The 13968-nt window shown below is 48.4% G+C and carries 11 protein-coding genes; 4 read left to right on the top strand and 7 right to left on the bottom strand.

Going from position 1 to position 13968, the window contains the following annotated elements; all coding sequences use genetic code 11:
* Positions 1-17: 17 nt before the first annotated feature.
* Positions 18-1070: a rhodanese-related sulfurtransferase gene (locus ACLJXE_RS02375; RefSeq protein WP_040230660.1), complete on the bottom strand. Its 1053-nt coding sequence runs from the start codon at positions 1068-1070 to the stop codon at positions 18-20.
* A gap of 219 nt (positions 1071-1289) precedes the next feature.
* Here ACLJXE_RS02375 and ACLJXE_RS02370 point away from each other — a divergent pair, with 219 nt between their 5' ends.
* Entirely contained in the window at positions 1290-2210 is a 921-nt protein-coding gene (locus ACLJXE_RS02370; RefSeq protein WP_286629196.1) for a Kdo(2)-lipid IV(A) acyltransferase, read from the top strand.
* Between the two features lie 154 nt (positions 2211-2364).
* On the top strand, positions 2365-3585 hold the full coding sequence (gene mdtG, locus ACLJXE_RS02365) for a multidrug efflux MFS transporter MdtG (RefSeq protein ID WP_410749993.1): 1221 nt from the start codon (positions 2365-2367) through the stop codon (positions 3583-3585).
* Between the two features lie 146 nt (positions 3586-3731).
* On the opposite strand, the gene ACLJXE_RS02360 is transcribed toward mdtG, so the two are convergent.
* A complete protein-coding gene (locus tag ACLJXE_RS02360; RefSeq protein ID WP_410749992.1) occupies positions 3732-5063 on the bottom strand; it encodes a sensor domain-containing diguanylate cyclase in 1332 nt (443 codons plus the stop codon).
* 697 nt (positions 5064-5760) lie between these two features.
* Here ACLJXE_RS02360 and ACLJXE_RS02355 point away from each other — a divergent pair.
* Complete coding sequence (locus ACLJXE_RS02355) at positions 5761-6132, top strand: MysB family protein (RefSeq protein ID WP_410750023.1); 372 nt, start codon at positions 5761-5763, stop codon at positions 6130-6132.
* On the opposite strand, the gene ACLJXE_RS02350 is transcribed toward ACLJXE_RS02355, so the two are convergent.
* The 3 genes from ACLJXE_RS02350 to mdoG form a co-directional block, all read right to left on the bottom strand.
* Entirely contained in the window at positions 6133-6360 is a 228-nt protein-coding gene (locus ACLJXE_RS02350; protein WP_061068836.1) for a YceK/YidQ family lipoprotein, read from the bottom strand. It abuts the gene before it with no gap.
* A gap of 74 nt (positions 6361-6434) precedes the next feature.
* Positions 6435-8963, bottom strand: coding sequence for a glucans biosynthesis glucosyltransferase MdoH (gene mdoH / locus ACLJXE_RS02345; RefSeq protein ID WP_286629192.1), 2529 nt, complete (start codon positions 8961-8963; stop codon positions 6435-6437).
* Positions 8956-10491 carry a glucans biosynthesis protein MdoG gene (gene mdoG / locus ACLJXE_RS02340; protein WP_286629322.1) on the bottom strand — a complete coding sequence of 512 codons (1536 nt, stop codon included), beginning with the start codon at positions 10489-10491 and terminating at the stop codon, positions 8956-8958. The genes mdoH and mdoG overlap by 8 nt, the downstream gene beginning before the upstream one ends.
* 271 nt (positions 10492-10762) lie before the next feature.
* Here mdoG and mdoC point away from each other — a divergent pair, with 271 nt between their 5' ends.
* Positions 10763-11923 (top strand): glucans biosynthesis protein MdoC, encoded by a 1161-nt coding sequence (gene mdoC / locus ACLJXE_RS02335; protein WP_410749991.1) that lies wholly within the window; start codon positions 10763-10765, stop codon positions 11921-11923.
* 20 nt (positions 11924-11943) lie between these two features.
* On the opposite strand, the gene ACLJXE_RS02330 is transcribed toward mdoC, so the two are convergent.
* The gene (locus tag ACLJXE_RS02330; protein WP_410749990.1) at positions 11944-13431 is read right to left on the bottom strand and encodes a phospholipase D family protein; all 1488 of its coding nucleotides are present in this window, start codon (positions 13429-13431) and stop codon (positions 11944-11946) included.
* Positions 13367-13909 (bottom strand): O-acetyl-ADP-ribose deacetylase, encoded by a 543-nt coding sequence (ymdB, locus tag ACLJXE_RS02325; RefSeq protein ID WP_410749989.1) that lies wholly within the window; start codon positions 13907-13909, stop codon positions 13367-13369. Before ymdB ends, ACLJXE_RS02330 begins: the two co-directional genes overlap by 65 nt.
* Positions 13910-13968 lie beyond the last annotated feature (59 nt).

Below are 13968 nucleotides of genomic sequence, written 5' to 3'. Positions count from 1 at the left end.
CACCATCCGGCATAGTGTTATTGCGCAGGATCGGGAATACCGAGCTTAGTATTTAAACGACCACGCGATTTATTAAAGATCTTATTGCCATTCTCACGCCCCGCACGACGGCGGCGCTGCTCTTCTTCTGGCAGTTCGCTCTCTTCACAACACAGTTCACTACAGCAGCCTTTATACTTTTGCGCACAGGCTGGACACTGAATAAACAACAGATGGCAGCCATCGTTTTTGCAATTAGTATGGCTGTCACATGCGGTACCGCACTGGTGACAATGCGAAATCACATCGTCAGAGATCCTCTCACCCATGCGTTCATCGAAAACAAAATTTTTGCCGATAAAACGTACAGGCAACCCCTGCTCACGCGCTTTGCGGGCATACTCAATAATGCCGCCTTCAATGTGCCAGACTTTGCTAAACCCGTTATGTTTCATCCAGGCACTGGCTTTCTCACAACGGATCCCCCCGGTACAATACATAACGATTTTTTTATCCTTATGCTCCTGCATCATTTCTACCGCTTTCGGCAGCTGATCGCGGAAGGTGTCTGCGGGGATCTCCAGTGCATTTTCGAAGTGACCCACTTCATATTCGTAGTGGTTACGCATATCAATAAACACCGCATCCGGATCGTCCAGCATGGCATTCACTTCAGCAGCCTTCAGATAATCACCCACGTTGCTGGCGTCAAAATCAGGATCATCAATGCCATCCGCGACAATTCGCTCACGGACCTTCATACGCAGAACCCAGAATGATTTGCCGTCATCATCTAATGCAATATTGAGACGCAACCCGGATAATGCAGGATCAAATGCGTATAGCTGTTGGCGAAACGCATCAACGTTACTTTGCGGTACACTGATTTGCGCGTTAATGCCTTCCCGCGCAAGATATACACGGCCAAACACATTCAGTGTAGTGAACAGTTGATACAGTGCATCACGCGTTTGCTGAGGATCAGCAATGGTGAAATATTTATAGAATGAAATCGTCGTGCGCGGCTCAGATTCTGCCAGCATTTTAGCTTTGAGCGCGTCATTCGAAATGCGGTTGTGTAACACTGGCATGGTGTACGTATCCTGCAATCAGTAAAAATGAAAATGGGCCGGCATGATAAAGCAAACATCGCCAATTTACATCCACACATTTTACGCTACATTTCATACTTCACGATAAAAACGCAACAACAATTGATGGTTTAATCACCGTTCTCCCGTCGTAAATTTTAGATACGCGCAAAAAAATGCGACAATACAGGGAATTGGTCGTTAGAAGACAGGATAGACATGACGAATTTACCCAAGTTTTCGGCTGCACTCCTGCATCCGCGTTATTGGTTAACCTGGCTGGGTATTGGCATCCTTTGGTTAATCGTACAGTTACCTTACCCAGTGCTCTATAAATTGGGATGTGCATTAGGCCGTCTGGCATTGCGTTTGATGAAACGTCGGGCAAAGATTGTTTCCCGCAATCTGGAACTGTGCTTCCCGCAAATGAGCAAGCAGGAACGCCAGCAGATGCTGGTAAAAAACTTTGAGTCTGTCGGTATGGGCGTAATGGAAACCGGCATGGCTTGGTTTTGGTCCGACAGGCGAATATCACGCTGGACTGAAGTTATCGGAATGGAGCATATCCGGGACGTTCAGGCACAAAAGCGTGGGATCCTGTTAGTTGGTCTGCACTTTTTGACCCTCGAGTTGGGCGCACGCCAGTTTGGTTTACAAGAGCCAGGAATTGGCGTGTATCGTCCTAACGACAATCCGCTGCTCGACTGGCTACAAACCTGGGGGCGTATGCGCTCCAATAAATCAATGCTCGATCGTAAAGACCTGAAAGGGATGATTAAAGCGTTGAAGAAAGGTGAAGTGGTCTGGTACGCGCCGGATCACGACTACGGCCCTCGCGCCAGTGTATTTGTGCCTTTGTTCGCCGTTGAACAGGCTGCAACAACGTCCGGGACCTGGATGCTGTCACGAATGTCGAATGCCTGCCTGGTGCCATTTGTTCCCCGCCGCAAACCTGACGGCAAGGGGTATCAATTGATCATGCTGCCACCAGAGTGTTCACCACCGCTGGACAATGCTGAAACAACGGCGGCCTGGATGAATAAAATCGTTGAAAAATGCATCATGATGGCCCCCGAGCAATACATGTGGCTACATCGCCGCTTCAAGACACGTCCTGAAGGCTCCCCCTCTTTGTACTGAGTCTTTGTTGCAGTCCTGTGGACTGCAACACCTTCTCTCCCCTTTTAGGTTTAACTGCTATCCGCATTGCAGCGACTATCAACCAGGCGCATAATTAGCCTGCTTATTTATATTTAATCGATAGCGCAAACAGCGCATCACACTGCGGATCGCTATGTCACCCTCTGATGCCCCCATAAACTGGAAACGCAACCTTACCGTTGCCTGGCTGGGCTGTTTTTTAACCGGCGCGGCATTTAGCCTGGTCATGCCATTTTTACCCCTTTACGTCGAGAGTCTTGGCGTGACGGGTCACAGCGCCCTGAATATGTGGTCAGGGCTGGTATTCAGTATCACCTTCCTGTTTTCAGCGATTGCCTCCCCTTTTTGGGGCGGGCTGGCCGACCGCAAAGGCCGGAAAATTATGCTCTTACGCTCGGCGCTGGGCATGGCCATCGTCATGCTGCTAATGGGGTTGGCGCAAAATATCTGGCAGTTCTTGATCCTGCGCGCCCTGCTGGGTTTGCTCGGTGGATTTATTCCTAATGCCAACGCACTGATCGCAACCCAGGTGCCACGCAATAAAAGCGGCTGGGCGTTGGGAACACTATCCACCGGCGGCGTCAGCGGTGCTTTACTTGGGCCACTGGCAGGCGGATTACTCGCCGATCAGTATGGTCTGCGCCCCGTATTTTTCATCACAGCCACGGTGCTGTTGATCTGTTTTATTCTGACCCTCTTTTTTATCCGTGAACGCTTCCAGCCAGTGAGTAAGAAAGAGATGCTGCACGTTCGCGAAGTCGTGACGTCGTTAAAGAATCCAAAGCTGGTGCTGAGCTTGTTTGTCACTACCCTGATAATTCAGGTTGCAACCGGCTCCATTGCGCCAATCCTGACGCTGTATGTACGGGAGCTTGCGGGCAATGTCAGCAATATCGCGTTCATCAGCGGGATGATTGCCTCTGTACCAGGTGTTGCAGCCTTAATCAGTGCACCAAGGCTCGGCAAATTGGGTGACAGGATTGGCCCGGAGAAGATCCTGATCGTTGCATTGGTTATCTCCGTATTGCTGTTGATCCCTATGTCATTCGTACAAACACCCTGGCAGTTAGGCGTGCTACGCTTTTTACTGGGTGCAGCTGATGGTGCATTGCTGCCTGCCGTACAGACCTTGCTGGTGTATAACTCAACCAACCAAATCGCCGGGCGTATCTTTAGTTACAACCAGTCGTTTCGTGATATAGGCAACGTTACCGGGCCGTTAATGGGGGCTGCTATATCGGCAAATTATGGCTTCCGTGCCGTCTTCTGCGTAACCGCTGGTGTTGTGTTATTCAACGCGATCTACTCATGGAACAGTCTGCGCCGCCGCCGGGGATCTCATGTCCTGGGATGATTTTGTGTATTCATTCTCAACGGTCCCCCCAATATATCAATTGGTTTAATTGTGTGGGACCATTGAGTGAACTCAAAAATAATTCTGGTCGCACTGGCTAAACACCTTTTTAAACGTCATGACACTCAATACTGCTACATATTATTCTAACCGTTATAGTAAACCACTTTATTTCTTCCGGAGTTTTTCGCTTCATACAACGCAGCATCAGCATATGATACGACTTTATCAGCTGAATAATCATCAGATTTACTACAATATACACCGATACTGATCGTCATTTTCTCTTTCAAGCCATATATATTGGGCTCGGCTGTTTCAGCCTCAACATTTTTTCTTATTCTTTCCGCAACAAACACTGTTTCAGCTTTATCTTTACACTTAATCAGGATCCCAAACTCTTCCCCACCAATTCTCGCAAAGATATCTGAGTCCCTGATCGATTTATTGATAATATCAACAATACTCTTTATAACGCGATCGCCTTCCTGATGGCCATAAGTATCATTGATGCGTTTGAATTTATCTATATCCAGTATCATTATACAGACAGCACCTTTTACTAACGATGATTTCAGTGCCTTATAGAATAATTTCCGGTTATATATCTTAGTCATCGCATCTTTTATTGCTGAATCTGTCTCTCTCTTAAGAATAATGAACGTGTTGTACATTAATATAGATATGATACATAAGGTGCTGATAACTTCGATTCCCCGACTGACATACCAGATATACATACTATATTCATCCAGACTTAACAGCAGAACATTCGTCAGGATTGCAGAGCAACACAATAATGCTATGCTTTTCCATAGTATACCATGTATTTTGGTTTTCACTGCCAGATACAATAAAACCATTCCCCATGCGATAATCAGCGAATATATGTAGCCAATATGCCAGTGCACCGTTTTATTGTCAGCTTTTAAACTGGTAATTTTAATCGTGACATCAGTATTATAACTGGATAAGTTATGTGAAAGGAATGCAATTGCCAGCATAATCAACAATGCTATAATTATGTAACATGGCTCTCTTTCTTTAGTCTCAATAACTGTGGCAGTCGCTTTATAAGATTTCAATGATACAAAAAGCAATGCAATAAAACTAATTTGCCTAAAATAATAGAAGATAGCAATATCATTTGTACGTTTTTCTATCAAAACGCTATCATTAATTAAACCCTGAACTATATATATAGTTTCTATAAAATAGATATTATTACTAAGAAATGCCATTCCTAATATCATCAGGTAGGTTAAATCTTTCCTGCAAAGGTATTGAAAAAGCATAAAAAGGAAAATAATGGCGTAAAGAAAAAACAACCCAACAATAATAATTAAATATGTTGTTTGAGGTACCCTCTGCACTTCTAACTGATACTGAGAAAGACACACACCAGCAATAAAATAGCTGACTAAGCAAGTAATGTAAAAGCTCATCAACCTGCTATTGTTTGAATTACTATTATTCATGACAGCCCTGGCAAGAATCCTATTTCGCATTTTATATATTAAGTCATTACTTTTTGCAAATTAATAATTCACCTCAAAAGCAGTAACACAATCATTTTTCTTTCAATAATAATTATATTATTTATAACACATGTTATTATTCATTTAATATTATGGATACTCTTTTATACTTCTCTACATATTAACATCTCCATCACATATATAATGATTAGCAATATCATTTATAGATATCTGACTTAAACAAATATCGATATTTTCAGACGTAATATTCACACGCGTCACTTTTAATTTTAATCTTCATTTTCAATTAGTTATAATAAATGGCTTTATATAAGTTATATTATTTCACCCGCTACAAAGTATGGCCTGGCGTCTATTCAATCATCCCCTTTAAACGATAACATCCTCACTCATGATGCTCCTGCCATAACTGCTTGAGTTTAATACACAACAACCGATTCTTAAAAACTTAAGGTTTGCTGTTTATGAATCGTATTGCCGGTTGGGTTTCCCCGTGTTTTTTGTTGTCTCAGGAAGCACCACAACCGTGTGGATATGGTGAGAAACCCCCGATGCTTCAAGCCGTTGCATGCCTGAAACTTCGCGATAAACGAATGCTTTGACAGTTCTCACCACACCACCTATATCTTTTTATTAGGCCAATCACCCATGCGATCAGGATGCGACTATGAATGCCATGTACCCCACCCTTGAAGAAGCCATTGATGCAGCCCGTGAAGAGTTTCTGGCTGATAATCCAGGCCTTGAATCTGACGAAGCCAGTGTCCAGCAGCTGAACGTACAAAAGTACGTGTTACAGGATGGCGATATCATGTGGCAAGCTGAATTTTTTATCGACGAAGATGATGGTGAAGGCGAATGTTTGCCCATGCTGAGCGGTGAAGCGGCGCAAAGCGTTTTTGATGGTGACTATGATGAGATTGATATTCGCCAGGAGTGGCAGGAGGAAAATACGCTCCACGAATGGGATGAGGGTGAATTTCAACTGGAGCCTCCCCTTGATACGGAGGAAGGGCAGACCGCAGCCGATGAATGGGATGAACGATAGTTACTCGTAAGGCCCATGGTGTATATCGAGCGGTAATAGCAATGTATCAAACACCAGCGAAAACGGCAGATCCAGGATAGTGACATAACGCCACGCAGAGTCCCGGACATCCCACTGCACGCCTGGATAGTATTGATTTCCGTGTCCTTGTCCGGGGATCGTCCGGCTAATAATGCTGCCGCATCCGCTAAGAAGAAAGACCATCATTCCCACAGCCAGTATTCGCACTGGATACCTCGTAACGTTTATATTCAGTATAAAAAAATACCGGCTCCAGGCCGGTATTTTTACGTTTCACAGGCTTATTTTTTCCTGAGCGCCAGTGGGTTCAGAGAGATCCCCTGATAATAATTAACCCATGAAGAATACTTATCTGGTGAATTCCAGACGCGATAATGTAAACGCGCCATGGTCACCGGATCGCTCAACAGAACCAGGCGGCGATCGCGATTCAGTTTCTCCGGCGTTTCATTCAACGCCTGCTCGACATGGCGATCGCGTGCGATTTCAAGCACGTTACTCGCACGATGGCGCGCAGTAGCCATTGCCGTTGCCAGCGCGTTAAACGACGGGTTAAACACGGCATGCATGAAACCGTCATCCAGCGAACGATTACGGTTCAGCTCCAGATAGTTATCCGTGTCCACCAGCACCTTCGGCGGAGAATACTCTTCCGGGATCAGGAACAGCTTCCAGCGTTTGGTACGTAACCCGACCGTTGAACGGCTGGAAATGACGGAAACAAACGGCGACAGGATGAGTGAAAAGACAATCGGAGCCAGCCAGAACAGGAAACGCAGATCCAGCCAGGCCATCCCTACTGCCCACACCAGGCCCAGCAACAGCTGAGAGCCGTGACGCATAAACGCCTCGCCCCACGGAGTAGAGTCGTCATCGCGTTGCGGCGAGTTCCACACCACTTCCCATCCGAGGAAGGCACTCACCACGAAAACGGTGTGGAACAGCATACGTACCGGCGCCAGCAGCACGGAGAACAGAACCTCCAGCAGCAGCGACAGCGTGACGCGAATAAATCCACCGTATTCTTTCGTGCCTTTGCACCAGATAAGCAGAATACTCAGCAGCTTCGGCAGGAACAGCAGCACCATCGTTGAGGCAAACAACGCGATAGCCAGCTCAGGACGCCACTGCGGCCAGACCGGGAACAGCTGACGTGGTTGCAGGAAGTACTGCGGTTCCGTCAACGCATGGACCACCTGTAAGGCGGTAGAAAGTGCAAGGAACATGAACCATAACGGTGCTGACAGATAGGACATCACACCGGTCAGGAACACCGCACGATGAACCGGGTGCATCCCTTTAACCAGGAAAAGACGGAAGTTCATCAGGTTACCGTGGCACCAGCGACGATCACGCTTGAGCTCATCCAGCAGGTTCGGTGGCAGCTCTTCATACGAGCCCGGCAGATCGTAAGCAATCCACACGCCCCAGCCCGCACGACGCATCAATGCCGCTTCCACGAAGTCATGGGAGAGGATCGATCCCGCAAACGAGCCTTCGCCCGGTAGCGGTGCAAGCGCACAGTGCTCAATAAACGGTTTCACACGAATAATCGCGTTATGACCCCAGTAGTGCGACTCACCCAACTGCCAGAAGTGAAGTCCGGCGGTAAACAGCGGGCCATAAACGCGGGTAGCAAACTGCTGGCAGCGCGCGTACAGGGTGTCCATGCCAGACGCTTTCGGCGAAGACTGGATAATCCCGGCATTCGGATTCGCTTCCATCAGGCGTACCAGACCCGTCAGACAATCTCCGCTCATCACGGAGTCAGCATCCAGCACCACCATATAGCTGTACTGGTTGCCCCAGCGACGGCAGAAGTCATCAATGTTACCGCTTTTACGCTTCACACGGCGACGACGGCGGCGGTAGAAAATCTGTCCTTCACCCTGCACTTCGGCAATCAACTCCATCCACGCCTTTTGTTCCGCGACGCAGATATCGGGGTTGTAGCTGTCACTCAGAATGTAAACATCGAAATGCTCCGCATTCCCCGTGGCTTTAACTGACTCCCACGTAGCGCGCAGACCCGCGAATACGCGGTCAACGTCCTCGTTACAGATAGGCATGATTAGCGCGGTACGGTGCTCGGGATTCAGCGGTTCATCCCCTACCGTTGAGGCAGAAATACTGTACTTGTCACGCCCAATAAGCAACTGCAGGAAGCCCATCAGCGCAGTCCAGAAACCGGCTGATACCCAACAAAAAAGCACGGCAAACAAAATGAGGATACCGGTTTGTAGCACATAAGGCAGCAACTGCATAAAGGAAACCCACAGGTCCTGCCCCACCATATCTGCCGGATTAATGAACGCCCATCCCTGATAAGGAAGGATCGTCTTCATATACCAGGTCGCTACGACCGTTTGCGCCAGCGTTAAGATCAACAGCGTATAACGGCGGATCGTGCCGACGGTACGCCATTTCTGCTCACTCTCTTGTTCTTCTTTCGTCAAACGAGAAAGATAACGCGGCGTGACATCGCGCCCACGCAGGCGATCCCAAAAACGACCAACCGGGTTAGTACGCCAGGGATCGGGAAACATTGAGGTACGCGTTGCTTTCGGCATTGCCTGCAGCTGGTCACGCCCTTCATCATCCTTTATCAACTGATCTTTGGCCAGAGAGTCTGGCCAGGCTTGCTCAAGGCGAGCTTTTACAGACCCCTGCGGTGAATCATCTTCGCGCGAGTAAGTACGGTGCTCGGCATCCAGCGCCTGATGAACGGCGCGGATGTCAGTTTTCGGCAGTGCTGCTTTTTCGATATCCGAAAGCGGCATTGCGTCAATATACTCAGTTGTCTTATTCATTGGCAGGTAACTGGTAGCTCCAGGTTTCACTCAACGGCTGATCGGCATTGGCCAACGCAGCACGCATTTCAGTGGTTTTCTTCGCATCTTTCACTTTCACGCGCAGCATCAAACGCCAACCTTTCGTAACCGGGTTGTAACGCACGGTGTTTTCCACGATTTCACCGTTGTCACCAATGCTGGTTTGCGCGGTAATCGGGGTGTCCTGCGGCAGCTTCTTCATCTCGGTGCCGGTGAAATCCACCACAAACGCGATAGTGCCGTCAGGCTGACGAATGAGATTGGATTGTTTGACATCCCCTGTGGAACGACGAGTCTGTTGCACCCAGGCATTTTCTGGCGCATGAAGCTTATCTTCATCACGCGTAAACGTCAGGGTGTACTTAAAGTTCATCTCTTTGCCTGCTTCCGGCAGTTGATCCGGCGTCCAGTAGGCAACGATGTTATCGTTTGTTTCGTCGTTAGTTGGGATCTCAACTAATTCAATTTTGCCTTTACCCCAGTCGCCTTTTGGCGTGATCCAGGCACTTGGGCGCAGGTCATAACGGTCATCGATATCTTCGAAACGGGAGAACTGACGCCCACGTTGCAACAGGCCGAATCCTTGCGGGTTTTCCATAGCAAAGCTGCTCACCGCGAGATGTTTCGGGTTATTCAGCGGACGCCAAATCCACTCGCCGTTACCCGCATGGATAGACAATCCGTTTGAGTCGTGCAGTTCAGGACGATAATTTGTCGTCGGAGAAGGCTGGTTCGGCCCGAACAGGAACATACTGGTTAACGGCGCTACGCCCAGTTTGCCCACTTTATCGCGCAGATAGACTTTGGACTGAACATCCACAACCGTGTCACGGCCTGGAATAATCACAAAGCGATACGCCCCGGTCGCGCGCGGGGAATCCAGCAGGGCATAAATGGTTAAACGTTTGTCAGTCGGTTTTGGACGTTCGATCCAAAACTCACGGAAGCGGGGAAACTCTTCACCAGAAGGCAGAGCGGTATCTATCGCGAGACCGCGCGCAGACAGACCATAGACCTGGCCTGCACCCAGTACGCGGAAATAGCTGGCACCGAGCATGCTGACGATTTCATCGTTTTTATCTTTGCTGTTGAGCGGATACAACACCTTAAACCCGGCGAATCCGAGATCTTTTACGGTGTCTTTATCGTGCTGCACATCGCCAAAATTAAAATAATCCGGGCTGTATTTGATTTTTTTTACCGCAGTCGCGGTAACTTCGTTAATCTTGACCGGCGTGTCGAAGTACATACCCTGGTGGTAGAATTCGAGCTTAAATGGGGTCTTGAGATTGCTCCAGTAGGCTTTGTCGCGATTAAACTGGATCTGCTGATAATCCGCATATTTCATGTCGCGGAAAACGGAGGGCAAGTTACTTTTTGGCGCCTCGTAGCCTTTATCGGCTAAGGATTGAGCTTGCTTTGCCACATCATCAATACTGAACGCCCAGCTCGATGATGTGTACAGCGTTAACATTACTGCTGCACCCAACCAACGCATTTTCATCATTTGTAGTTTATGTTTCATAATTAGTAAGCACTTCCCCCTTTGTGTGCTTATATTGATCCGATCCATTTTAATGGATAATCGGGTATTCCGACAACTGAATCCCTGTATTGTTCGCGTGCTGGCTCATGGTTTAAGCAGGTTCGTCTCCCTGTTTTCACTTTGAGTGCTTATCCTGGAGACAGGTTGTTGGACTTCGTGTAGGGTTGCCGTCGAATGTAACCATAATTCGTCTTAGGGATAAGACGAAAAGTCTGAGAATACGTAACTGTCTATGAGCTCTGTATCTCCACCGCGTGAATATTTTCTGGATTCCATCCGTGCCTGGCTGATGTTGTTGGGAATTCCCTTCCATATCTCGCTGATCTACTCCACACATACCTGGCATGTGAACAGCGCAGAACCGTCATGGATATTGACCCTCTTTAACGACTTTATTCATGCATTTCGCATGCAGGTCTTCTTTGTTATTTCGGGTTATTTTTCATACATGCTGTTTTTGCGCTACCCCTTAAAACGGTGGTGGAAAGTGCGTGTTGAACGCGTGGGGATCCCGATGCTGACCGCAATCCCGCTACTCACGCTGCCGCAATTTATCATGCTGCAATATGTGAAAGGCAAAGCCGACAGCTGGCATACTCTCAGTGGATACGATAAATACAACGCCCTTGCCTGGGAGCTGATTTCTCATCTGTGGTTTTTACTCGTCCTTGTCGTTTTAACAACCGTGAGTATGTGGGTGTTTAGCCAAATGAAACACCGGTTGACGAGCCCTGATGCCGCCAGCAATTCCGCGGTATCGATGACGAAACTGACGTTGATATTTTTGTTGCTTGGTGTCGGATACGCCGCCGTCAGAAGAACAATTTTTATCGTCTACCCTTCTATTCTCAGCGATGGCATGTTTAATTTCATCGTCATGCAAACGCTGTTCTATGTGCCGTTCTTTATGCTCGGCGCACTGGCATTTATCAATCCAAAGCTGAAAGCACTGTTCACAACGCCCTCGCGCGGCTGCACGTTAGGTGCGGTATTCGCTTTTGTGGCTTATCTGCTCAATCAACGCTATGGAAACGGCGATGCCTGGATGTATGAAACCGAATACGTGATAACGATGGTGATGGGACTATGGATGGTGAACGTCGTTTTCTCGCTCGGCCACCGTTTATTGAATTTCCAGTCAGCCCGCGTCACCTATTTTGTCAATGCATCACTGTTTATCTATCTGGTGCATCATCCGTTAACGCTGTTTTTCGGTGCCTATATCACACCGCACATCACATCAAATCTGCTGGGTTTTCTCTGTGGGCTGCTGTTTGTTGTCGGGATTGCAGTGATATTATACGAAATCCACTTGCGGGTACCGGTGCTGAAGTTCCTCTTTTCCGGGAAACCCATCGTTAAGCAGGATAAAAACAAAGCCATTGCCGGATAGCAGGCCTGTGATTGCATGGTTCAGAGCAACCATTCAATCGGTAATACAGAGGCAAGTCTCACCAAAACCCGCTTCCAGAATCCTGTGGCGGGTTCTTTTTTCAATACCCGCTCACTGCCGCCAGGACGATCCACCCAGTTTATCCGGCCCCAGCGGTCCAGGCGCAATTGCCAGGCCACATCACGCTGGCTTTGCATAAAGCGTTTATGAATCAATGACGCCAGCACTTCACTCTCAATCACAAATCCCATTTCCGTATTGAGCAACGTTGAGCGCGGATCAAAATTAAGCGAGCCGATGAAAACGTTGCGGCCATCAATACTGAAGGTTTTCGCATGCAGGCTGGAGCCTGAGTTCCCGGTCAACCCGCGATCATGTACCACTGCGCCGCGATCGCGGGTGGGTTTTAGCTCATACAGTTCTACACCATAGCGCAGCAATTTTTTCCGCCAGCGCGCATATCCTGCATGCACAATTGCCACATCATTCGCTGCCAACGAGTTAGTTAAAATAGCAATCTTTACCCCTTTTCTGACCAGGCGCAGGAGCTGTGCGACACCGGCACGTGTCGGCACAAAGTAAGCAGAAATGATATCAATGCGCTCAGTGGGTGAGCCCATGACGTCAAACAAACGCTGCGGTAATAGTGAGTGACGCGGAGCCTTCCCCTCTCCTTTTGCTGGATCGTCACTGAGCAGCCGCGTTTTGGCCCAAATCAGCGACAGTGATCCCTGATCGAGATGCGTCATAAACTGGCTGGTCTCCAGTTTGTGCAAATAGCGCCGGGTAATATCGTCATTATACCAGGATTCAGGCAGTTCAATGCGTTGAGTCGTTTCTGGCTCAGACAACGCCAGGACTTTTTGTAACGTTGAAACTGACTGACATTGCCAGTATCGCTCAAAATCATCCGCGACTTCTTTCACCACCGGACCAATGGCCATCACGTCAAGATCGGAAAACAGCGGTTCTTCACCCGCACCAAAATAGGCATCTCCGATATTACGCCCGCCAACAAGCGTCACTACACCGTCTGCGGTATAACTTTTATTGTGCATGCGGCGATTGAGCCGGGCGAAATCGGTTAAATACCCCAACGCGCGAAGGATGCGAAATGAGAAGGGATTAAACAGGCGGACTTCAATATTCGGATGGTTATCCAGCAGACGCAGCGTGTCATCAAGGCCCGGTGTGTTGTTATCATCCAACAGCAAACGAACCCGTACCCCACGTTTTGCTGCTGCCAGCAGAACAGAAAACAGCAGCAGCCCGGACATGTCGTTCTCCCAGATGTAATACTGCACATCCAGCGTTCGTTCCGCCATTTCTGTCAGCCGATAACGGGCTGCGAAAGCATCCAGACTATCATCCAGTGCCAGAATGCCGCACTGGTCAGGATGGCTTACGCACAATGGGGTAATGGCACGCTCAAGTCGCGTCATATCAGGCCGTGTGATCATCGCCTTGTTGGGTGAGTAATCTCCTGTATAGTCTGGCATTTTCCTCATCAAAACACACGAAGTAGATTTGATCAGGTAGCGCACGGCGGGTGATAAATTTCAGCACCGTATTCACCGCTATCTCCGCCGCCGCCGCACGTGGATATCCGTAGGCTCCGGTGCTGATAGCCGGGAACGCAATGGATTGATAACCATTGGCCAGTGCCAGTTGTAATGAATTGAGATAGGCCTCTTCAAGACGTTCAGCTTCATGATGATCGCCACCCTGCCAGACGGGCCCAACAGTGTGGATCACCGCTTTGGCGGGAAGATTTCCCGCCAGGGTGATAACCGCATGACCGGTTGGACATTCGCCCTGTTGCTGTAATACCTGTTTGCAGGCTTCCAACAGTGCAGGTCCAGCTGCGCGATGAATCGCTCCATCCACGCCACCACCACCCAGCAGCGAGGAGTTGGCTGCATTGACAATCACATCAACGGCGATTGTCGTAATGTCGCCCTGTAAAACATGAACACGCGATTGCATAAGTTCCCCCTGACAAAACACTCTCTGTTAAGTGTACAGCAGGGTTTTCAATGAAATCT

The sequence above is a fragment of the Citrobacter sp. U14242 genome (assembly GCF_046555775.1).
Taxonomy (GTDB): Bacteria; Pseudomonadota; Gammaproteobacteria; order Enterobacterales; family Enterobacteriaceae; genus Citrobacter.
The sequence above is the reverse complement of the archived record's forward strand: the minus strand, read 5'-3'. Positions and strand labels throughout refer to the sequence as shown.

Bases quoted from the DNA above. Each gene is read 5' to 3' on its own strand.
- ACLJXE_RS02375 (WP_040230660.1), bottom strand. From the start codon at position 1,070: ATGCCAGTGTTACACAACCGCATTTCGAATGACGCGCTCAAAGCTAAA.
- ACLJXE_RS02370 (WP_286629196.1), top strand. From the start codon at position 1,290: ATGACGAATTTACCCAAGTTTTCGGCTGCACTCCTGCATCCGCGTTAT.
- mdtG (WP_410749993.1), top strand. From the start codon at position 2,365: ATGTCACCCTCTGATGCCCCCATAAACTGGAAACGCAACCTTACCGTT.
- ACLJXE_RS02360 (WP_410749992.1), bottom strand. From the start codon at position 5,063: ATGAATAATAGTAATTCAAACAATAGCAGGTTGATGAGCTTTTACATT.
- ACLJXE_RS02355 (WP_410750023.1), top strand. From the start codon at position 5,761: ATGTACCCCACCCTTGAAGAAGCCATTGATGCAGCCCGTGAAGAGTTT.
- mdoH (WP_286629192.1), bottom strand. From the start codon at position 8,963: ATGAATAAGACAACTGAGTATATTGACGCAATGCCGCTTTCGGATATC.
- mdoG (WP_286629322.1), bottom strand. From the start codon at position 10,491: ATGATGAAAATGCGTTGGTTGGGTGCAGCAGTAATGTTAACGCTGTAC.
- mdoC (WP_410749991.1), top strand. From the start codon at position 10,763: ATGAGCTCTGTATCTCCACCGCGTGAATATTTTCTGGATTCCATCCGT.
- ACLJXE_RS02330 (WP_410749990.1), bottom strand. From the start codon at position 13,431: ATGAGGAAAATGCCAGACTATACAGGAGATTACTCACCCAACAAGGCG.
- ymdB (WP_410749989.1), bottom strand. From the start codon at position 13,909: ATGCAATCGCGTGTTCATGTTTTACAGGGCGACATTACGACAATCGCC.